This window comes from Lyngbya aestuarii BL J, assembly GCF_000478195.2.
GTDB lineage: Bacteria > Cyanobacteriota > Cyanobacteriia > Cyanobacteriales > Microcoleaceae > Capilliphycus > Capilliphycus aestuarii.
This window is the reverse complement of record NZ_AUZM01000036.1, coordinates 20015-40608: the sequence shown is the minus strand read 5'-3', so window position 1 is coordinate 40608 and position 20594 is coordinate 20015. Positions and strand designations below refer to the sequence as shown.

Annotated in this window: 18 protein-coding genes and 1 CRISPR repeat array (1 of these 19 cut by a window edge); of the genes, 9 read left to right on the top strand and 9 right to left on the bottom strand. The window is 40.5% G+C overall.

The window, feature by feature from the left end:
* Window positions 1-23: 23 nt before the first annotated feature.
* A complete protein-coding gene (locus tag M595_RS15710) occupies window positions 24-1370 on the bottom strand; it encodes an ion transporter (RefSeq protein ID WP_023067336.1) in 1347 nt (448 codons plus the stop codon).
* A gap of 402 nt (window positions 1371-1772) precedes the next feature.
* Here M595_RS15710 and arsS point away from each other — a divergent pair, with 402 nt between their 5' ends.
* The 3 genes from arsS (at window position 1773) to M595_RS15695 (ending at window position 4256) form a co-directional block, all read left to right on the top strand.
* The gene (arsS, locus tag M595_RS15705; RefSeq protein WP_040484194.1) at window positions 1773-2768 is read left to right on the top strand and encodes an arsenosugar biosynthesis radical SAM (seleno)protein ArsS; all 996 of its coding nucleotides are present in this window, start codon (window positions 1773-1775) and stop codon (window positions 2766-2768) included.
* Window positions 2769-2882: 114 nt separating this feature from the next.
* Window positions 2883-3560, top strand: coding sequence for a TVP38/TMEM64 family protein (locus M595_RS15700; protein ID WP_052001794.1), 678 nt, complete (start codon window positions 2883-2885; stop codon window positions 3558-3560).
* Window positions 3561-3566: 6 nt separating this feature from the next.
* Window positions 3567-4256, top strand: coding sequence for a TVP38/TMEM64 family protein (locus M595_RS15695; RefSeq protein ID WP_023067288.1), 690 nt, complete (start codon window positions 3567-3569; stop codon window positions 4254-4256).
* A gap of 34 nt (window positions 4257-4290) precedes the next feature.
* On the opposite strand, the gene M595_RS15690 is transcribed toward M595_RS15695, so the two are convergent.
* Both M595_RS15690 and M595_RS15685 read right to left on the bottom strand, forming a co-directional pair.
* Entirely contained in the window at window positions 4291-5049 is a 759-nt protein-coding gene (locus M595_RS15690; RefSeq protein ID WP_023067330.1) for an LmeA family phospholipid-binding protein, read from the bottom strand.
* 238 nt (window positions 5050-5287) lie between these two features.
* Window positions 5288-6991, bottom strand: a complete 1704-nt coding sequence (locus M595_RS15685) for an alpha/beta hydrolase (protein WP_052001790.1) — start codon at window positions 6989-6991, stop codon at window positions 5288-5290.
* 173 nt (window positions 6992-7164) lie between these two features.
* Between M595_RS15685 and M595_RS15680 the strand changes: the two genes are divergently transcribed.
* Window positions 7165-7716, top strand: coding sequence for an NUDIX hydrolase (locus tag M595_RS15680; protein ID WP_023067311.1), 552 nt, complete (start codon window positions 7165-7167; stop codon window positions 7714-7716).
* 48 nt (window positions 7717-7764) lie between these two features.
* A complete protein-coding gene (locus M595_RS15675) occupies window positions 7765-9204 on the top strand; it encodes an FAD-binding domain-containing protein (RefSeq protein WP_023067321.1) in 1440 nt (479 codons plus the stop codon).
* Window positions 9205-9240: 36 nt separating this feature from the next.
* Here M595_RS15675 and M595_RS31855 read toward each other — a convergent pair whose 3' ends face one another.
* The 3 genes from M595_RS31855 to M595_RS15660 all read right to left on the bottom strand — a co-directional run bounded on the left by M595_RS31855 (window position 9241) and on the right by M595_RS15660 (window position 11447).
* Entirely contained in the window at window positions 9241-9726 is a 486-nt protein-coding gene (locus M595_RS31855; protein ID WP_203419090.1) for a hypothetical protein, read from the bottom strand.
* Window positions 9665-10723 (bottom strand): DNA cytosine methyltransferase, encoded by a 1059-nt coding sequence (locus M595_RS15665; RefSeq protein WP_023067297.1) that lies wholly within the window; start codon window positions 10721-10723, stop codon window positions 9665-9667. The genes M595_RS31855 and M595_RS15665 overlap by 62 nt, the downstream gene beginning before the upstream one ends.
* Before the next feature lie 193 nt (window positions 10724-10916).
* Window positions 10917-11447, bottom strand: coding sequence for a gamma-glutamylcyclotransferase (locus tag M595_RS15660; RefSeq protein WP_152983585.1), 531 nt, complete (start codon window positions 11445-11447; stop codon window positions 10917-10919).
* A gap of 462 nt (window positions 11448-11909) precedes the next feature.
* Here M595_RS15660 and M595_RS15655 point away from each other — a divergent pair, with 462 nt between their 5' ends.
* Complete coding sequence (locus M595_RS15655) at window positions 11910-13820, top strand: N-acetylmuramoyl-L-alanine amidase (protein ID WP_023067322.1); 1911 nt, start codon at window positions 11910-11912, stop codon at window positions 13818-13820.
* Window positions 13821-13856: 36 nt separating this feature from the next.
* On the opposite strand, the gene M595_RS15650 is transcribed toward M595_RS15655, so the two are convergent.
* The 3 genes from M595_RS15650 to M595_RS15640 form a co-directional block, all read right to left on the bottom strand.
* A complete protein-coding gene (locus M595_RS15650; RefSeq protein ID WP_023067334.1) occupies window positions 13857-14222 on the bottom strand; it encodes a DUF1622 domain-containing protein in 366 nt (121 codons plus the stop codon).
* Between the two features lie 151 nt (window positions 14223-14373).
* On the bottom strand, window positions 14374-14751 hold the full coding sequence (locus tag M595_RS15645; protein ID WP_023067337.1) for a hypothetical protein: 378 nt from the start codon (window positions 14749-14751) through the stop codon (window positions 14374-14376).
* A gap of 50 nt (window positions 14752-14801) precedes the next feature.
* A complete protein-coding gene (locus tag M595_RS15640; RefSeq protein ID WP_023067306.1) occupies window positions 14802-15986 on the bottom strand; it encodes a DUF8738 domain-containing protein in 1185 nt (394 codons plus the stop codon).
* A 390-nt stretch (window positions 15987-16376) separates the two neighbouring features.
* Between M595_RS15640 and M595_RS15635 the strand changes: the two genes are divergently transcribed.
* From M595_RS15635 to M595_RS15630, 3 genes are all read left to right on the top strand, one after another.
* Window positions 16377-17009: a VWA domain-containing protein gene (locus M595_RS15635; protein ID WP_023067312.1), complete on the top strand. Its 633-nt coding sequence runs from the start codon at window positions 16377-16379 to the stop codon at window positions 17007-17009.
* Window positions 17010-17201: 192 nt separating this feature from the next.
* On the top strand, window positions 17202-17717 hold the full coding sequence (locus tag M595_RS29335; protein ID WP_023067310.1) for a WD40 repeat domain-containing protein: 516 nt from the start codon (window positions 17202-17204) through the stop codon (window positions 17715-17717).
* Entirely contained in the window at window positions 17608-19854 is a 2247-nt protein-coding gene (locus tag M595_RS15630; protein ID WP_040484192.1) for a protein-arginine deiminase family protein, read from the top strand. Before M595_RS29335 ends, M595_RS15630 begins: the two co-directional genes overlap by 110 nt.
* Window positions 19855-19906: 52 nt before the next feature.
* Window positions 19907-20594: a CRISPR direct-repeat array (repeat unit 37 nt; unit sequence GTTTCAATCCCCTTGCGGGGAATTTAGCTTTGGAAAG); it runs 1194 nt beyond the window's last position.

Sequence of the window (20594 nt, the reverse complement as noted above, 5' to 3'; positions counted from 1 at the left end):
TCAAAACTCAAAACTCAAAAGAGTTACTTGGTTTGAAAGCGTTGTTCAGCAATTTCTTTTACTTTTTCCCAAAAGCGAGGATAGTTTTCTAAGACTTGATCAAAATCATCTTTGTACAACACAAAAAGTTCACAGTAGGTTTGGGTTTTCACCGAAGCTGTTCGCCGACTAGAGTATAAAAGCGCAATTTCACCGAAAAACATTCCGGCTGTCATTGTCCGATAAACTCGACCTGTTTTTTCAGAAAAAGCAATCACTTCTCCTCGTTTGATAAAATACATTTCATGGCCTAACTGTTCTTCTCGGATAATATAGTCCTCTGGGGGTAAGATCCGAGGTCTTAATTTAATCACTAAGTCTTCGATAAAGCCTTTATCTGCTTCTTTAAATAAAGGTACTTTTTCTAAGAGTTCTTGATGGAGATGAAGATAAATACGAGTTTTTATAGAGTGGGGAAGTTCATCTAAAAAGTCCAATTCCATAGAAGCATCATGGCTATATTCCCACATATATTGATAATAATCTCGAACTTGCTGTTGTAAGGGTGAAGGAATTCGACGTTCACGCATATAGGCTTGAATTTGATCCAATTTTTCTCGAAAACGTCCTTGATTTGCATCTAAATTGGCAATTAACGAAGCAACGTTACCAATAATAAACGCATACATGGACACTCCTAAAAACATAATAATCAAAGTAAAGGCAATTTCCAAGTCATTTGTTGGGGTAATATCTCCATAGCCGACAGTTGTTAAAGTGGTAATTGACCAATAGAGTGATTTCATATATTGGGTAGTAGTACGTGCATTTTCTAAAGAAGCACTGGTTAACCAAGATTCATTGGAAATTTTTGTTGTTTCTCCAATAAAAAACCATACGCAAGCCACCCAATGATCGATGAGAAAAATAATCATCACTAAGTTAATCATCCGAATTACCACCGGATTAACATTAACATTATTCTCCCATCGTCTGAAGATTCCTAAACATTGAAAACCTCGTAAAAGTCGAAGAAGTCTGGCAATACCAATGACATAGCCAGGAAGACTAGGAAACAAAACTCTGATCAGAATATCAACAGGAAAACTGGCAATTAAATTAATTTTAAAATCGTTAGCGCGGTAATGTTGTTGAATTTTTTGTTGATCATTAATAAATGCTCCCTGATCAATATATCCCATATGAAACCGCAGAAAAATATCAGTAATTAATATAGAGTCACTTAAAATATCTAAGATCAGCCAGATGCCACCACTACTCGTTTTAAAAGCAATCCGAAATGGAATCGCCAGATAATTGTAGAGAGTAACTAAAACAATTAGAGATTCCCAAATGATGACCACTTTTGATTCTGGATGGATAATTTGCATATTTAAAGTCAACAACAAATGGCACTTAATCACAAAAAATTACTATCATTTTAAAAGCCATAGATTAAAAAGAGATATAAAATCAATGACAAGCAACATAATACTGAAAAAGTTCAAGACTATCCATGCTCGTTATAATTTATTGTTTTTAGATTTTGACATCTGATCTCACTCTATATTATCGAATACTCAGCTTTTTCTCAGGATAAATTCAGTCGTTCGGCTTTGAATAAGAATAGAAACAACAGCAACAGGACATCAACAAGAGCAATAGCAATGGGAAACACCAATCGGATCGAACATGACTTGAAAAGCAATCAAGATCAAAGCGTTTAGATTGAAGCGGATGGAAGTTTGCTGCTACCATCATTCATAACTTCTAACTCCAAACCGGGATAAATCATGCTGAAAACAACTTTGACACCCTTTGATCATAAATTAGGTTCTCCTCTAACTAAGCAGCCCATCTCTGTGTTACAGATTAATTTGGGTAAGCGATGTAATTTGGCTTGTACCCACTGTCATGTCGAAGCTAGCCCCAAACGAACCGAAGAACTTTCTCCGGAAATCTGCGATCAATTGATCGAACTCATTCATCGTTTTCCCCAAATTCAAACCGTTGATTTGACTGGAGGAGCACCCGAGATGAATTATGGGTTTAAACCTCTTGTAGAAGCTGCTCGTTTATGTGAAAAAGAAGTGATTGTGCGCTCCAATCTCACGATTTATTTTGTTGATGGATTTCAAGAGATTCCAGAGTATTGCGCTCGACATCAGGTCAGAATTATAGCATCTTTGCCTTGTTATTTGGAAGATAACGTTGACAAAATGAGAGGTAAAGGTGTTTATCAAGATTCCATTGCCGCTATTCAAAGGCTGAATCAGCTTGGGTATGGTAGGCAACAAAATTTGGTATTAGATTTAGTGTATAATCCTCCTTTGCCTCAGCCTCAATCTTTTTCTTTGCCTCCAGAACAACAACAGCTTGACCCCGCCTATAAACACTATCTTAAACAACACTTTGATCTTGATTTTAATCAACTTTTTACGATTACTAACTTACCCATTGGCCGCACTAAGTTTTATCTAAAAAATAAAAATATTCATCAACCTTACCTACAATTTCTCGAAGACAACTATAACTCCCAGACAACTGAACATTTAATGTGTCGCGATCAACTCTCGATTGATTATCTCGGAAATATTTATGATTGTGACTTCAATCAAATGGAAAATATTCCGGCTCAGACCTCAACAGGTGAACTTTTAACCATCAAAAAATTACTGGAGTTTGAGAACTTAGATGTGATTCGAGAAATCCAAACCGCACCCTTTTGTTATGGGTGTACGGCTGGATGCGGTTCAAGCTGTGGTGGTGCCTTAATTTCCGATGACTGAATATAAAATTGCGGAGTCAAAATCTTTCAGATGAATTCTTCAGAAAAATCTCTAACCTCACGAAAAAAAATCTCCAAACCTTTAAAATTAATACTGTTAGGTATTGGAGTCACAATGTTGATTATTTTAGCCGGAAAATTGTTTAATCTCTCTGATTCTTTCTCCTCTATCCAAGATTATCTGCGAGAGACTTTAGACTGGATTGCTAATCTTGGGTATTGGGGGCCAGTCGCATTTATTGTGGTGTATATTCTGGCAACGGTGTTATTTCTTCCGGGTTCAATTTTAACTTTGGGAGCCGGTGCAATCTTTGGTATTTTTACGGGTTCAATTTATGTTTCAATCGGTTCTGTCGCTGGGGCAACTTGTGCCTTTTTAGTCGGTCGATATTTAGCCCGAGGTTGGGTGGCTAAAAAAATCGCGGGAAACCAGAAATTTAAGGCGATTGATGAAGCTGTAGCCCGAGAAGGTTGGAAAATTGTGGGGTTAACTCGACTGTCTCCCATTTTCCCTTTTAACTTACTCAATTATTCGTTTGGATTAACTAAAGTTTCTCTCCGGGATTATGTCGTTGCGTCTTGGATTGGTATGATTCCGGGAACAATTATGTATGTTTATATCGGTTCTCTCGCAGGAGAATTAGCAACTTTAGCCTTAGAAGAACGCTCAAAAACCACAGGAGAATGGATTCTTTATGGTGTGGGTTTAGTGGCTACTGTTGCCGTGACCGTTTATGTTACAAAAATTGCTCGTAAAGCATTAAATGAAAAAATAGCAGAAGAACAAGGCTAAAAAATAATGCCTATTTTCCCCAAAAAGTTACTCAAAAGTCGGCGTTTTTGGTTAACTCTGGGTCTGGTTAGCCTTCTCTGGGTGGTTTATTTCAGTCCTTGGAAACTCGATCATCTCGATCCGGTTTTGCTGACGAATTCGATTAAACAATGGGGAAATTGGGCGATTTTTGCATATATTCTACTCTACATCCTCCTAACTGTTATCGGTATTCCAGTAATTCCGTTAACTATGGCAGGAGGAATCTTTTTAGGTTTAGTTTGGGGAACAGTTTGGTCAGTGATTGCTGCTACAATTGGAGCGATCGCAGCCTTTGGAGTCTCTCGATATTTACTGCGAAATTGGTCGCAAAAAATCTTTGGTCGCCAGCGAATATTCAGAAAATTTAATCGAGCTACGGCTCAAAACCCATTGAAGTTTGTGTTATTTGTGCGGTTGGCCCCGATTTTTCCTTTTAACTTATCCAACTTTTTGTTTGGACTCACCGCCATTGAGTTAAAATCCTATACAATCGGCACTTTCTTGGGAATTATTCCCGGTACTTTGACTTACACTTGGTTAGGCGTTAGCGGAAAACAGGCAATAGAAGGAAGTGATCGCTTCTCGATATTCCTCGCTTTGGCAATAGCAGGAGGATTATGTGTACTGCCGAGTATAACCCGCAAAAAATTACACTTGAACGAGGAAACCGAGTAGCAGCGATAAATTTCAATTCCGTTAAAATCCTGAACTAACGTTTCTTCATTTGCGGAAATCGGTTAATTTGAGCTGCTCCATAAAAGATCAAAGATTCATTCTGGATTCGCAATCGGTCTATCCGCAAAAGTGTGCCATCGAGCGCGAATTTGTCTAAGTCCAGCAAGTTGTTAACATGATCAATCAATGCTTTACCGAGACTTACTGCTTCAGAGTCCCCTTCGTAGGAGACATCGGTAAACTGAATCTTACGACGTTCCTCAATGTCAACTTGGCTCGTAAAGTTAAGCGAAATGGGCTGATTAGAATCACCAACTCGTACCTGAGATTGCAGATGCAGCTTTTTCTCGGGCGTAATCCGCATCTCGGTATCGCTAAACTTTAACGGTTGTCCTTGATATTGCAGTCGTTGTAGCTTATCGATAATAAAAGGAGTATTGAACGAAGACGTTAAATCCTCCTCTGTTAAGACGACTCGCATCGTGGCTTGCGTGGGTTGCCGTAACTTCACTTGACCTGCGAAGATTGCACCGAAATCAATCGATACTGCTTCTAGGTAGAGTTCCATCACCGCAATACGAAGCCCGTTATACATCAGCATTCCTTGGCCGATGAAGTCAAAGCCATCTACACTGCCCTGTAACAGCTTGGCTACGGGTTCAGCACGGACGTTTGCCTCAACTTTTTCAGAACGCTTGAATAGTGCTGCGATTGCTGCACCAACAGCTTTGCTGACGATGCGATCGCCACCTTGGGTCTGAAAAGGAGTGCTTCCAAACAAAGCTTGTACCATTCCTTTGCTCGCTTGCTCACACGAATCATTATAGCGGCAATATTAAGTAATGTTACATTAGTTGTCCTGATAGGAATGATTAACCCGAGCTAAAGACGCTTTGAAATATGCCTCTATTGTAGAGTAGCAAGGGATTTTGATAACTTCATAGTATTTTACACTAATTTACAAAATCTGTCTCTCGGTTTAGAAAAAGGCTCTGAATGGGAACAGATGCCGAGTAATTTTGGCCATTGGATCAGTCCGGAGTAGATCTCTGTCTGAGGAATTCTTGTTTGAAAGGGAGCAACTTTTGTTTTAAGGGTTCCGCCCCCGAGCCGTCAATCAAAAAACCTTTGAATAACTGTCCTTGACTAATATAGTCAAAGTAAGCCGAAGATAGATAAGGGATTAGCTCTTGATTATTGGCAATATAAATCTCAAAAAAAGCAACAACTGCACCATTGGCATAACTATCAATTAACTCGGGACTTGGAAGAATCAACTGTTCAACGGAATTAATCGCGTCTGTTATTCCAGCATCGAGTTGAGAAAAATCAACGTGGGCCTGTCCTTCAATAATCATCAAATACTTCTGCGGAGATTGTAACCAAATAAAAGAACCCGCCTGTTCAAAAATCGCTGGAGTTGCCGGATCATAAAGACCCGCCCCCAACAAAACCGGAATATCGACAGCCACTAAACCGTTTTGACCAAAAATACTTCGATTAACCGGATTAGCACCAATCACCGCTTGAACTCTCGGATCACGAAATTGAGTGGGTAAATTGGGTAAAGAAAGAGCGCGACATTGCAACAGTAAAGATGTATTTAAGTAGCTAAATTCTTCCTCACATTCCTGCTGTAAATTTTCTAAATCAATTTCTGCACCCCCCACTGCTAAGGCTGTATATCCCCCAAAAGAATGACCATACACTCCCACCCGATCTAGTTGAAGTCGGGATTCAAAATACTTTTCATTTCGTCGTTCCAACTCATCTAAAACAAAGCTAATATCTTGAGGGCGATTAATAAATTCTTGCACCTCAAAAACTTCCTGAGTTCGACCAGCTAACAAGTCTTCCACGTGACGGAGATCGCTACCCGGATGTTGAGGAAGCGCAACCACATAGCCGTAAGAGGTCAAATGTCTAGCCCGTCTGGCAAAATCTTCAGGCCTTGAAGCCAAACCATGAGAGATAATCACAACAGGAGTTTTGCCTGTTCGCCAGATTTGCGGTTGATAAAGATCGACATAAAATCTGCGGTTGCGTTGAGCATCATACAGGAATAACCGTTGAGGTTCCTCGACACCGTAAGTTCCGGGCTGACGGAGATCGGCTAAAGATGAAAAATCCGTTTGATCTAAAAGCGTCGCTTCCCTCGATAAATTCGCCACTTCTTCATTGAGAACACGAGTTGCATTAATAACGACTTGAATTGTATTTCTTAACCTAAGAATTTGATCCAGATTAATCTGTAGGTTACTGGGGAGATGATCGAGAAAATTTAATACGGTTAATCCTTGAGAATCCGATGCAGATTCAATTAGGGCTGTCTTTAAAGCCGATTGCTCATCTTCTCCAGTTTTAACGGTAATATACAGCCCAAGAATTGAGAGAATATCTGCACCAATGGCTGTGTTTAAAATGCGAGAGAGTTGAATCGTATTGACATCTATTCGCCGACTTAGAGTTTCCTGAAATTTAGCTTTTTCTGCGGGTGTTGCCCTGGCTAAATTAAAATAAGTTCTGAGATGACGATCAATTTCTCCTGTTCGAGCAAAGTTTTCTAAAGAACGAATGGGAACCGATACCCGAGCCGTAGCAAACACAAAATTAATTTCATCTGCGGCGTTCAAAGGAAAAGCAGTAACAAGAGTGGAAAATACACCCAAAAGCAAAGCAACAACCCCAGAAGATTGACACCAATTCAAAGCAGACTTATTCAAATATTGCATCATTGATTCCAGCTCATTGTTCTCTAAAAATTCATTCTATCGTTTGAAATCTAACCCGTACACAATTTCAAGAGATTAAATTTTGCGAAGAACTAAAAATCGTGAATTCTCCAAATCGTGTAGGATATTCTAGAGATGACCAACTGTTTAATCTAAAATTTTTAATCTTCAATCCTATGACACTTGGATCTGAACCACCCGAAATTCTCCAACACCGTCTTTTTTATCAGGGACGTCGCTTTAGCTACGAAGTCAACCGTCTTCGCATTCCCAACGGCGCTGTTGGAGAATGGGAATGTATTCGTCATCCGGGTGGCGCCTTGATTATTCCCGTGACTTCAGACGGAAAATTAGTGCTAGTTAGACAATATCGTTTTGCAATACAGGGACGCACTCTAGAATTTCCTGCCGGAACGATTGATAATAATGAAAATCCCGCAGACACTGTTAAGCGCGAAATTGAAGAAGAAACAGGTTATCGCGCCCACAAATGGCGTAAACTCGGACAATTTATTCTCGCACCCGGTTATTCTGATGAAATTATCTATTCATTTCTCGCCGAAGATTTAGAAAAACTTGAAAAACCACCCGCACAGGATGAGGATGAAGATATTGAGGTGGTATTAATGACTCCGCAAGAGTTAGAACAAGCTATCCTAGACGGTGAGCCTGTAGACTCGAAATCGATTTCTAGTTTATTATTGGCTAAACCCTTTCTCAAAAACTAATTGTTTAAATTCAGCTAAACTTGTTAACTGTCTCCTGTTTGATTTTTTATGTCTGATTTAATTTTATTTTGGCATCGTCGTGACTTGCGAATTTCTGATCACAAAGGATTAGCATCAGCCCGAGAAAAAAGTTCTCAACTCGTGGGTATTTTTTGTCTTGATCCGAATATTCTAGAGAAAGATGATGTTGCTCCGGCTAGAGTCACTTATATGATAGGCTGTTTAGAAAAGCTGCAACAACAGTATCAAAAACTTGGCAGTCAACTGTTGATTTTACAGGATAAACCTAGTCAAGCCATACCCAAACTTGCCAAAGCATTAGAGGCAAAAGCAGTCTATTGGAATTTGGATGTCGAACCCTATGCAAAAGAACGCGATCAACAGGTTTCTGAAGCCTTAAAATCAGTCAATATTGGAGTTGAAACGGTTTGGGATCAGTTACTTCATACACCGGATGAAATTCGGACAAAATCTGCAAATGAACCTTATAAGGTTTACACGCCCTATTGGAATAATTGGAGCAAAAGAAAGAAGCAAAAACCAATTCATACTTTTTCTCAAAATCCAACTGGACTGAACGAAGAACAATTGAAAACGGCTCGAAAAAATGGTATAATTGATTTACCAACTCCCAAAGATTTAGGCTTTGTTTGGGAGAATGAGTTAGTTTTAGAACCCGGAGAAGAAGCGGCTCAAAATCGTTTAGAGGAGTTTTGTGATCGCGCTTTATTTGAATACGACGAACAACGCAATTTTCCGGCGAATGATGGCACGTCTCAACTGAGTGCAGCGTTGAAATTTGGAGTAATTGGGATTCGTACTGTTTGGGCAAAAACCCTGGAAGCGATGGAAAATACTCGCAGTGATGAAGCGAGAAATCATATTAAAGTATGGCAACAGGAACTCGCTTGGCGAGAATTTTATCAACAAGCAATGTATCACTTTCCAGAACTAGCAAATGGCCCTTATCGGGATCATTTTAAAGACTTTCCTTGGAGTGAAAATCAAGAACATTTCCAAGCGTGGTGTGAAGGAAAAACCGGATATCCGATTGTTGATGCAGCGATGCGACAACTCAATGAAAGTGGATGGATGCACAACCGTTGTCGGATGATTGTTGCTAATTTCCTCACCAAAGATTTAATGATTAATTGGCAATGGGGCGAGAAATATTTTATGCAAAAATTGATTGATGGGGATTTATCGGCTAATAATGGGGGATGGCAATGGAGTGCATCCAGTGGCATGGACCCCAAACCCTTGAGAATTTTTAACCCCACAACTCAAACCCAAAAATATGATCCTGAAGGGGAATATATTCGTCAATGGTTGCCGGAATTAAGTAGTTTAGAAACAGAAGATTTAGTCAGCGGAAAAATCTCATCACAAGATCGAGAAGCTTGCGACTATCCCGAACCCATTGTCGATCACAAACAACAACAAAAACAATTTAAGTCTCTGTACAAAGAACAAAAAGAAGCGTCTTAAATCAGTGAACAGTATTTGGGGTGAAATTGTGTGTTTTTAGTTATCTAAAGAAGACAAAATTTCATTCCATTTGACCTTATGAATCGCTTGAAGTTCTGGATCTAATTCAATTAAGGTCGAGTAATTCATGACAAAATCTTCGATAGAGTTAATTAATCGCAAGTAAGATTTTAAAGTCGGAAGAATTCCATTGGTGATTACAAAACATCCGTGTTCTTTTATAATTTTAGCCATTTCATTCTCAATGAGACTGATTTCAGATGTTTTCACTTCAGGATCGGCAGAAGAAAATATATAATATCTTCTTGGATTAAATTTAATGATTTTATCCTTGGCAATACGAATCATTTGTAAATCAATTTCTTTACCATGCTTAATTTCTATTGCTTCAATTAAGTTTTGATTTTTATCTAAAATTTCTAGATCTCCTGCACTCTGAGATGTTTGATCGGAAGCGGTATCACTCCCTTTGAATAGTTTGAGATGAATTGTTAAAAGTATTTTTGGAACTAATATCATCATGACTATTGTTGATTAAATTTTGTTTTTTGAGTTGAACTGCCAGTTCATAAACCATAGGAATACAAACAGAATTACCAATTTGTTTATAACATTCTGCTAGACTCGGGTGAATTTTAAAATCAGAGGGAAATCCCATAATCTTATAACACTCAGTAATCGTTAATTTACGAACCGCATTTTCTTGTGGTAAGTAAATAAAAAATCTTCCTGATGTTTCCTGAGAAGGTAAGGTAGGATGAACACCCTCAACAGAATAAATTCGATTGGGTTGTCGATGAACTCTAGAAAGATGTTCTGTATTAGGTCTAACTCCTTTTTTCCAGATATTTTTATTACGATAACCTACAAATAATAATCCAGAATCTTGACATTTAGGATGATCAATTAAAGTGTATTCATTAGGAGTCAAATATTCAAAGTCTCCCTTTTTATCCAAAAAACTAAGTAATGATGGGAAAGGTGATTTAGTTCTAACTAAATTAAAGTTAAATTTTTTACTGAGTGTGCCAAAAATAACAATCCGTTCTCGATTTTGAGGAACTCCAAAATCTTTAGCATTCAAAATCTTATAGTCTACTAAATACCCTAGATCTTCTAATGAATACAAAATAGTATCTAGAGTTTTACCCTGATCATGATGGAGTAAATGCTTGACATTTTCCAAAAAAATAACTTGAGGTTTTTTAGCTTCTATTATTTTACATAAATGAAAAAAAAGTGTTCCTCTTGTATCTTTAAACCCACTTCTTTTCCCACAAATACTAAAGGGTTGACAAGGAAAGCCTGCGGTTAAAATATCGTGATTAGGGATCTTATTAATTTCTATTTTAGAGATATCGTTTTCCGGAATCTCTCCAAAATTTTGATCATAAACCTTTTGACAAGCTGGGTTAATTTCACAAGAATAAATGCAGCGATAGCCAGCTTTTTCTAGAGCAATACGAAAACCACCAATACCAGCAAATAAATCTATAAAAGTGATAGAGTTGTCTATCATTCCCTCCTTAAAGCCTCATGTCAACTTAATCTCAACTCTTGATTTTAGTGATAGCCAAGCTGATGATCATACTTGAAAAAAGTTATTTATGCAAGAGCCAGATTCTCGTTGTACTTAATCTCTCTATAATTGGTGTTAATATTGGTGTAGAGATGCTAGATACAACGTCTCTACAATTTTTCCAGTTACTAATTTACGCCGAACGTAATAAAGGAGATGAAATTTGAATTTGTTTTTGTTGAAGTTTGTGCATATGTTCAAACAATTTCCAGCAATATTCTTGAGTGAGTCCACAAGTCACCGCACCCCGTAAAACGACGTTAAAATACCAATCATTGGGAGCGAGTTCTTCCGGTAACTTATTAATTACAGTATAGGTGCGAACATTCGTGTATAATTGATTCAAATAAAAAACTTCAATCCGTTCAGGTTGATAGCCACCGATATGAATCCCTTGATGAGTATCAAAACGAACTTCTTCGCGTTCATCGAGTAAATCACTCATCCGTTGAGGAAGCTGATAAAGAACCCCTTCCACCGCAGAATTAGGGTCTTTTACGATATCAAGCACCCCACAATTTCGACGTTGCGATCGCCGATAAAAGCCGAGTCGATACCCTTGAAGAATCGCAGGCCCCATCACATATTGATAGGTTAATTCTCCCATGGTTCGCTGTAAGTCTACTGGACACATACAAGAACCATAAGCAAAATAATAAAACATCTCCTCGGTTGGAGATAGCTGTGATTTGGTCTGAGCACAAAACTCCAATTGATTTGTTAATCTCAGCTTAGAATTGAGACTCAACTTAACCTCCTTCTGCAATCAACCCGACGATCCCTAGAAAATCAAAAATTTTGTTCAACTTTGCTGATTTGCCCAATAACAAGCCGTATGGGAATAACAAATCATTGATTGAACAGTGAAGCAATGACGACTCGATAGCGATATCCATTTTGTCGATATCTCTGTCTTTAGGAACTTGTGTTATTCTAGCAAGTTCATTCTCTAGAATACAATTTTGAGAGATCGTTGTGGAGATTCAATTGATACAGATTTATTTCCAACTCAGGTTATCCGTTATGCAGTCCCGCTGTCAGAAGGCATAATCTGTGATATGATTCTTGAGCTTATGGCTAAGTATCGACTTCTTAAGGTTCGTTCGACTTCCTCACTGTGTTAGGCATGGGAAAAACACTATTGCTGCGCTGGATCTTCCCCAGTTTAGTCAGTCTATTTTTATTCGTCTCTCCGGCTGAAGCTGCTCAACTGCAATACTGGCGATATGAGACTTCGCAGAATCGACTCTCCTTTACAACTCAAGGAGGAGTACAACCCAGTGCTTCTCTACTCTCCAACCCGACTCGTTTAGTGATTGATTTACCCGGAACAACACTGGGAAGTGTCACTCGCAAACAGTCATTTGGGGGAGCCATTCGAGAAATTCGGTTGGGCCAGTTCGATGCTCAAACCGCTCGTATTGTTGTTGAACTCGCTGATGGATACACCCTCGATCCCCAAAGGGTTCAGTTTCGGGGAATTTCTCCGACGGAGTGGACGGTACAGCTTCCTTCTCCGCAACCCATTGGTGGCTCAACCTCCGCAAGCACCCCAACAGCCAGTCGTTCGGTCAACGTTAACCGCCAAAATTATCCGACTCCCTCTCCTTCGACACAAACTGCGGTTCAACCTAGACCCACCACTAGCCAAACATCTGTAGATGACGTAGAAGTGCGCGATGATGGAATTGTACTGCATACTGGCGGTCAAATGCCCCAGATCGAATTTAAGCGCAGTCAAGATGGCACCTGGATGACGGTTGATGTCTTGGGAGCGACTTTAACCTCGCAGTCGAGTACCTTTCGTCAACGGGTGAGTAAAGATGGGGTCAGTGTTACCCAAGTCACGCAATTATCGAACTCGCCGCCTGTGGTGCGGGTGACAATGAGTACCCCTAATACTCGTCAAAATTGGGACGCTCGACCTTCCGCCGGAGGGGTGGCGATTTGGCCCCAAGGCAGTACACCTCCAGCGATTCAAGTTTCGACAGGTTTAGCGACGATTGAATCGGTTGAGCTACAAGATCAGACTTATTTTGTCGTCAAAGCCGACCAACCGCTTAACTACACTCACGGTTGGGATCGAGAAACCGGTGCCTATGGGATTACCTTTTTCTCGGCTAAACTCCCGGAAAATATTCAACTTCCTCAACGAGAAATCGGTGGCCCGATTCTGTCTACCCGCATTCGTCAAGAAGACCCCGAAACCTTTACTCTTTTGGTGGAACCTGCCACTCGGGTGAAAATTGGACAACCAAGCCAAAATAGTGCCGAACAGCTTATTTTCCCGATGGGGATGAATTTGGCTTCTGTTCCGCCTGTTCCTCCGCCTTCTCAACCCTCGCCTCAACCGCCTACAAACACTAGAACACCTTCGAGAAGTAGTCCTAGACCGCTTTTACCGCCTCGTCGTCAATCTCCCCCCTCTCGTCGTCCCCTACCGTTTCCGCCTCGACCAATTGGTTCGGGTCAGCCCACTCTCCCTCGAACTCCTCAAGGACGGGTTGTGGTCATGATTGACCCCGGACATGGGGGTAGTGATCCGGGTGCTGTGGGTGTAGGCGGGTTGCGAGAGAAAGATATTGTTATGCCCATTTCTCAGCAGGTGGCACAAATTTTAGAGCAAAATGGGGTGAGTGCGGTGATGACTCGTCTTGATGATCGTACAGTTGAACTGGAACCTCGGGTTCAGATGGCGAACCGTTTGGGGGCGACTTTGTTTGTGAGTATTCACGCGAATGCGGCTTATCGGGCAGGTGCAACTGGCATTGAAACGTTTTATTATCAATCGGGTTATTCTTTAGCGGGATACATTCAAAATAGTATTTTGGCGAATTTTAATATGACCAACCGAGGGGTAAAACAGGCACGGTTTTATGTGTTGCGAAATACTTCTATGCCTTCAGCGTTGGTAGAAGTGGGTTTTCTCACCAATAGTTATGATGCCAGTGTTTTAGCCGATCCCGCCCAACGCAGTCGGATGGCTCAAGCGATCGCTCAGGGAATTTTACAATATATAAAAGCGGCCGGTTATTAATCGTTCAAGCCTCTAATTTAACCTGATAAAATGGAGTTATCGGGTTATATTTTTATCTTGAAGTTCTCGCTCAGTTTCGAGTTCTTTGCTGAGAAAGTAGTTCAGAAAGGTACGAATTATGGCGATCGCACCTAACTTCGCTAAGGATTGTAATGAAGGGGAAACGGTAGTTGCTAAAATATCGGCTCCTAACTGAAATTCTAAGGCGAGGGCTAGCCAAGAACCTAAACACAATCGCAATTTAAAAAAAGGTAAATCTCGCAATACCGAAGGCTGACGAATCACTAACTTTACCGTTGATCCCAAACCAATAATAATACATAAAACTGAAATGGCTTCTAGTATTAGTTTGGTCAGGGAGACGAGAACAGATAACCCATTTTCAAGCAACTCAATTCCCATAGTTCGACTCTGCTCATTAAATTTCCATTCAGAGAGTAGTGCCAGAGAGAGGTTGATGTCAAAGGGTTAAACTATTTTTTTCGGAAATCGTTGTTGAAAATAGAGTGTTCAGGACGAATAATTAGAGTAGAATCCTCCTCAAGATTAATGATTATCCTAAACTCACAGCCTCGGGAACGGGTTCGCTTTTGAGCGTTTTGAGTTCAGCAACCAGGTTGTCTCCACTGCGATGGGCTTCCCAAGGACCCGAGAAACGGGTATCAATATCCCACTGTCCTTGGATATAGTTTTCTTCTTCTGAGATGGTACCAACATAGCTGATTGATTTAGAAGATGTCATTAAGTAGCGTTTGGTAAAACTGACATTTCGTCCGGTTACCGTACCACTCAAACGCGCTTCTCCTAAATCACTATCATCTAAAATACTACCACTGAGAGTATTTCCACTTTGAACAAATGTAGCCTCAAAGCGAGTTGGTACTCCTTCTTGCCAATAGGTTCCGAGCCAAGTTCCACTTAAATCTGCCATAAAATCATGTTCAATCTTATTCGTTTCAGACGACCCCAACTCAAGATTATTTAAAATAATTTTGAGTTTTGTGGGAGTCGATCATTACAGGTTTTACCAAATAAAGTTTCATAGGTGGTATCTGTAATCCCACAAAAAGCAATCGCTTGCCAAACCCAATTTTGGGTTCGTGGAGAAAGAAGCTGACTATCGGTAATATTCAGGAGTCTCAAACTCGCTGAATTTTTAAATTGACTCGCTTTTTGATCTAATCGAATCAAGGAACCCGATTCGTTTGTACGATAAACCCAACGTTCTCGTCCACTGGCGATTTTAACTTGCCATCCGGGTACTAACGCGAGTGTACACAAATTTCCAGGTTCACCCAGTCCTAAACACCCATCCGGCCACATTTGAGATTGGGCTTCGACGATTCGTAAGGCAGAATGAGGTAAACTGGAGCGGTTCGCTGCATCTTTAAACAGAGCATTGGCGACTGAAAGGGGTAAGTTAGAAAACGTTTGATTCCCTTCTAGACGAAGGACTTGTCCTTTTAAGTCGGTTCGATAAACCCAAGTTTGACGACCATTGGAAAGAGCAACTCGCCATCCTTCCACTAACATTTGACCACAAAATTCCTCCGATTCAGCCAGTCCTAAACAAGAATTTGGCCAGGTTTGACGCTCAACATCGGTAATTGTTAATTTTTCTGGAGAAACTCCCGTCTGTTTTGATACATCTTGGCGCACGGCTTCCGCAACCGCTTGAGGTAATGAGTTAATTTGATCAGGAGGTTGGGCTTGGCTATGAAGATCATAGTTGACCAGCTTGACCTGAAGTTCAACAGGAGTTTTGGTTGTCGGTTTGTGGACGTGAGTTCCAAATATTGGACTCGGTAAGACTTTATAAATTGATGGTTTTTGGGGATAATTACAAGCTTCGGCCGATTGACAAACTGAACTTTTGGTTTTACTAATCAGATCAGCTTTAAGATCAGTTTTGGGATCAATCTGATTGATCGGTTGTTCACGAACAGATGAGTCAGATTGAGAATAAACTAAGTGACTTGTGCTAGCCACTGATACAGAGGAAGGAGAAACGAGTAAACCAGCACTCTCAACTGCTGTTTTGAGAAAAGCTGGGTAGGCTTCCATTGCCAAGACCCCAGTCAACATCAATGCTAAAATCAATGGACGGGGGCGCTTCTCGCTTTGGAAAGTTTGAGTCCCTTTTTGTTTGGGAGGGCTAGTTTTCATGAAAAGCATCCGCTATCGCAGTTATACCAACGACAGACTTGGATACCCTGTGAATTGTTTCCTCAGTTGAATGTGACTTACACTACAACTGAGTCGGTTAATTGAACTGTAGCATTTCTCGTTTTTACGGAGAATGCTATAAACGTAACAAAAAGTTAAACAGTCGAGGGATATTTCTAGGTTAATTTGTATACCTTTACACTCTCGTATGGAAAGCCATACATCTAATTTAGAGCCTATGTAAGCCGACTGAGGTTATCTTTTCCAGAGTATCAAAGCCTATTTCATTATAACTGATATATCTCACGATTGCCTAACTATTTAGGTTGGAGTATCGATTCCTAATCGCGTCAAGGGTCAAATTATATTCTTTACTTGGAGAATCAACGCATGGATGTTTTGTTGGAAGGGGGATCGGTTTTACAGCAACGTGACTATACTTTGATCATTGATCAGAGTCAGAGTATGTCGATTTTTGATCGTTTTGAACAAAAACGTCGTTGGGAAATGATCCAAGAGTCTACTCTAGCATTAGCAACTCTCTGTGAACATTTTGACCCGGATGGAATTACGGTTTATTTATTTTCTGACCAATTTAAACGATACGATCAGGTGACTTCCCAACGAGTTGCTCAGATTTTTAAACATCATGAACCGATTGGACGTGCGAATTTAGCCGCTGTTTTGAAAGATGCGACTGATAATTATTTTGAACGACGGGCGATGGAGATTTCTAAGCCGAATGGAGAAATGATTCTGATTGTCACGGGAGGAGAAATAGAAGGGGCGGAAGCCGTTAAACAAATTGCAATTAATGCGGCTAATCAACTCAATCAAGATGAGGAATTGGGGATTGAATTAATTCAAGTTGGAGATGATACGGGGGTGACTCAGTTTTTTAAGGTTTTAGATCGAGAATTACAAATGGCAGGAGCGAAATATGATATTTGTAATACCGTGACGTTTGAAGATATGGAAGAAATGAGTTTAACTGATGTTTTACTGCGAGCGATCGCCAATTAAAGCTTTCGTCAGTTGTTCTCAGTTTTCTAACATCGATTTCACTGAATCTAGATTTGTTCACGTGTAATTTTATCGGCAGGGAAAAGCAGAAATAACAAGAATAATTTAATATTTTTCTGCTTTTTTTTGAAAACTATTGTCTTCTAAAATTACTCGGTCAAGGAAGTTTTGGTAAAACCGACTTGGCGGTTGATGAACACTAAGGCAAACAATCTCTCTGTACAATCAAACAATTTTATTCTGACACCTCATCAGTACAAACGTCCTCAAACTCTCACTGGACATTTGGGGTCAATTTCTGAACTGGCGATCGCATTCGACGGTAAGACTTTGATCAGTAGCAGCTATGATAGTACCCTAAAATTATGGGAGGTCAAAACAGGTCGGATTTTAGAAACTTTGATGGCTCACAATAAAGATTTTAACACGATTGCGATCGCCAATAACGGTAAACTGTTAGTCAGTGGGGGAAGTGATAATACGATTAAAATTTGGCGGTTGCAGCGAACAAGTGAAATTCTCCGTCTCCTCTATTCAATCTTACTCAATCGCGGTATTATCTTTTTGTACAATCAATCTCAACGTTTGAGGATACGATATGAGTTGGATGCGATACGTTGCGGTAGCATTGATCAATACAGTTGGAGTTGTAGTCGGAATTATCTTGGTTCCAACGCCTCAATTGGTATTGGCTCAATCGTCTCCTAATACTCCTGAGATTGAATACAGAATTGATGAGTCTAGCCTCTACGACGAACCCTCAGAAGTTGTCTCTCCAGAGTCTAACATTACATCGACTGAACTCCCAACCCCACAATCATTAGAAGATTTATATCGACTGCGCGAGCAACTCAAAGCCAACTTAGAAAAAGTTTCGGGTTCTCCCGATATTTCCAGTTTAGAAGCTTGGCAGTATGAACTTCAACTCCAACAATATCAAACTCGACTGCGGGCATTACGTCAAACAGAAATCCGTATTCAACGCGAAGAAGAAGCCGCCAAACTTTGGGAACAAGTGACTCAACTGGCTTCACTTGCGGTAGCCACCGGAAAAGAAACCCCTCCCGACTGGGAAACCGCCCAAAATTTCTGGGTACAAGCAATTGATACGCTGCGACAAATTCCTTCTGAGACTTTTCTGACTCAACAAGCCATTGAAAAGATTGTAGAATATCAAGGCTATTTAGCGATCGCAACTTATGAACGGGCGATTGTTCAATCAGAAATCAAAGATCAACCCACGCCTCAAAAAGACTCTCAATATTCGGTGGATGTTCCTCAATTTCCAGGGTTTGAAATGTACGCCGACACCAACCGAGATGGGATGATTTCAGAATCAGATGAAGTGCGCCCAACTCAGTGGTCATTGTCAACCGGGCCGCTAATGTTGTTTAATAATGATGATGACGATCGCGATGGTTTTCCCGATTGGAAAGATCAGATTGTGAATGGGAAATATGACAGTGAGGATTTAGCTGAAGTTCACTTTAAAGTTTCTCCAGAATACCAAGGATCAGAGATTTTTATTAGTACCGATACCCAGGCTAAACCGTTTGTCAATATCTTTCAAAAAACAGCCGGGGGTTGGGTTCCGGTAGATTTAACTGGCGAAAAGGCTTTAACCTATAATCAAGATATTATTTTAGGGGTAGAAGCAAAACAATTTGCCGATCAAAATTGGACGGGTTTAGTGCGGTTAACAGCAGTTGCTCGTCGAGAAAATCAAGAGATTGCTTCTGATAGTATTCAAATTGGGGTTGCACCTTGGATGATGTCGCCTAATACTGCTGCGGTGTCTGAAGTTCATGTTAGCGATCGCGGTGCTAATCGAGAGTTTATCACACAGGTGAAACAAGTGGTTGAACCCAGTGGCGCGACCACAAAAGTGACTCAAGGTGAGACAGCGTGGATGCAAGATACAACTGAAATTGGTTATGTACAGTTTCCCCATGAAAATACGTTAAAAAGCTATCCAGTGGCGTTACAAGGCAATCGTTCCGGGGAAAGTGATGATTATGCTCAATCGTTAATGACTCGTAATTTTGGCTCATTTGAAGTGGGTGAACCTCGTTCGCTGGATGTGGTGAATCAAGGGTTAGATTGGTATAGTAATTTAGAAGTGACTCCTCCCCTTTCAAACTATCCGATGGGGCGGATTTATTATGGGAAAGCCGAAGAAGAAACGTTACATCCCAATGTGGTACAATTCCTGAAAGCGCAGCAAGTTCAAGGGCCACCGATTGAGATTGATACGTCTTGGTTGATGGTTCGTCATGTGAGTGAAATTATTAATTTTATTCCCAGTCAAACGGGTGAACCGTTGTTGTTAATTGTTAGCCCAAAAGCGGGGGTTGAACTGATTGAAGAATTGGCAGAAAAGGGCTATGAAGGAGCGGCTATTAATCGGGGTTTGAGTACCCAAACAACTGTCAGGGCGGCTTTGAATAATCGGTTATTGGTGCAGCACAATCTACAGTTACAGCGAGAAAAAATTGATCCGTTGTTAAAGAAACTGAAGCGAGAATTGAATCTCGATGAGGATCAAATTGTAGAAGTTCCGGTATTATTTGGATATAGTGGGTATGCTTGGTGGCCTAATTTAATTAATGTGGTTTCTGTCAATGGGGAATTGTTGGCACCCAATCCTCGGGGAGCGTTAATTGATGGGCGAGATTATGCACAGGAAGATTTTAAAAGACGGTTGGTTGTAGCGGGGTTAAATGTGAATTTCCTTGATGATAGTTATTATCAGGAACTCAAGGGGGATTTGTATACCGGAACTAATACAACTCGTGAGGGTTCACAACAACCGTTTTGGAATGCGTTACCCACAAGTTTAAAATAAACATCTGTAGGGGTGCAAGGCTTGCACCCTGAAAAAAGGTTCTGAAAACCGTGTTTCAATCCCCTTGCGGGGAATTTTGCTTTGGAAAGCTTCAGAAGATGCAATCAGATTACAAGGCGATGTTTCAATCCCCTTGCGGGGAATTAAGCATTGGAAAGCTGAGTTGATGAAGTTAGCGATCGCGCAGTACGCATTAGTTTCAATCCCCTTACGGGGAATTAAGCATTGGAAAGCACGCATGAATGAGACAACAAACCCTCTTTATTCGTTTCAATCCCCTTGCGGGGAATTTAGCTTTGGAAAGGCTAGTGATTGAAGAAGTTAAACTAGCATTGCCTGATTGTTTCAATCCCCTTGCGGGGAATTTAGCTTTGGAAAGTCCGGCGATCGCATCAACCAAACACATTCCATAATGTTTCAATCCCCTTGCGGGGAATTTAGCTTTGGAAAGGATTTGGGTGGAGAAGGTGCTTCTGATTCCTTCTTCCCTTGTTTCAATCCCCTTGCGGGGAATTTAGCTTTGGAAAGCCTTGACTTAGCAATCCAGTAGTTCCGGTTCGGTTTCAATCCCCTTGCGGGGAATTTAGCTTTGGAAAGAATCAGGTAGCGTGTAAGCACGTCTACGCACTCTTGCTGGTTTCAATCCCCTTGCGGGGAATTTAGCTTTGGAAAGTTGCATGAAATTTTTCCCGATGTCGAAGTCGATATTATGTTTCAATCCCCTTGCGGGGAATTTAGCT

Coding starts and splice junctions, on each gene's coding strand:
- M595_RS15690 (WP_023067330.1), bottom strand. CDS start 5,049: ATGGTACAAGCTTTGTTTGGAAGCACTCCTTTTCAGACCCAAGGTGGC.
- M595_RS15655 (WP_023067322.1), top strand. CDS start 11,910: ATGGGAAAAACACTATTGCTGCGCTGGATCTTCCCCAGTTTAGTCAGT.
- M595_RS15660 (WP_152983585.1), bottom strand. CDS start 11,447: ATGTTTTATTATTTTGCTTATGGTTCTTGTATGTGTCCAGTAGACTTA.
- M595_RS15665 (WP_023067297.1), bottom strand. CDS start 10,723: ATGATAGACAACTCTATCACTTTTATAGATTTATTTGCTGGTATTGGT.
- M595_RS15700 (WP_052001794.1), top strand. CDS start 2,883: ATGTTGATTATTTTAGCCGGAAAATTGTTTAATCTCTCTGATTCTTTC.
- M595_RS31855 (WP_203419090.1), bottom strand. CDS start 9,726: ATGATGATATTAGTTCCAAAAATACTTTTAACAATTCATCTCAAACTA.
- M595_RS15680 (WP_023067311.1), top strand. CDS start 7,165: ATGACACTTGGATCTGAACCACCCGAAATTCTCCAACACCGTCTTTTT.
- M595_RS15685 (WP_052001790.1), bottom strand. CDS start 6,991: ATGATGCAATATTTGAATAAGTCTGCTTTGAATTGGTGTCAATCTTCT.
- M595_RS15645 (WP_023067337.1), bottom strand. CDS start 14,751: ATGGCAGATTTAAGTGGAACTTGGCTCGGAACCTATTGGCAAGAAGGA.
- M595_RS15640 (WP_023067306.1), bottom strand. CDS start 15,986: ATGAAAACTAGCCCTCCCAAACAAAAAGGGACTCAAACTTTCCAAAGC.
- M595_RS15695 (WP_023067288.1), top strand. CDS start 3,567: ATGCCTATTTTCCCCAAAAAGTTACTCAAAAGTCGGCGTTTTTGGTTA.
- M595_RS15650 (WP_023067334.1), bottom strand. CDS start 14,222: ATGGGAATTGAGTTGCTTGAAAATGGGTTATCTGTTCTCGTCTCCCTG.
- arsS (WP_040484194.1), top strand. CDS start 1,773: ATGCTGAAAACAACTTTGACACCCTTTGATCATAAATTAGGTTCTCCT.
- M595_RS15710 (WP_023067336.1), bottom strand. CDS start 1,370: ATGCAAATTATCCATCCAGAATCAAAAGTGGTCATCATTTGGGAATCT.
- M595_RS29335 (WP_023067310.1), top strand. CDS start 17,202: ATGAACACTAAGGCAAACAATCTCTCTGTACAATCAAACAATTTTATT.
- M595_RS15630 (WP_040484192.1), top strand. CDS start 17,608: ATGAGTTGGATGCGATACGTTGCGGTAGCATTGATCAATACAGTTGGA.
- M595_RS15675 (WP_023067321.1), top strand. CDS start 7,765: ATGTCTGATTTAATTTTATTTTGGCATCGTCGTGACTTGCGAATTTCT.
- M595_RS15635 (WP_023067312.1), top strand. CDS start 16,377: ATGGATGTTTTGTTGGAAGGGGGATCGGTTTTACAGCAACGTGACTAT.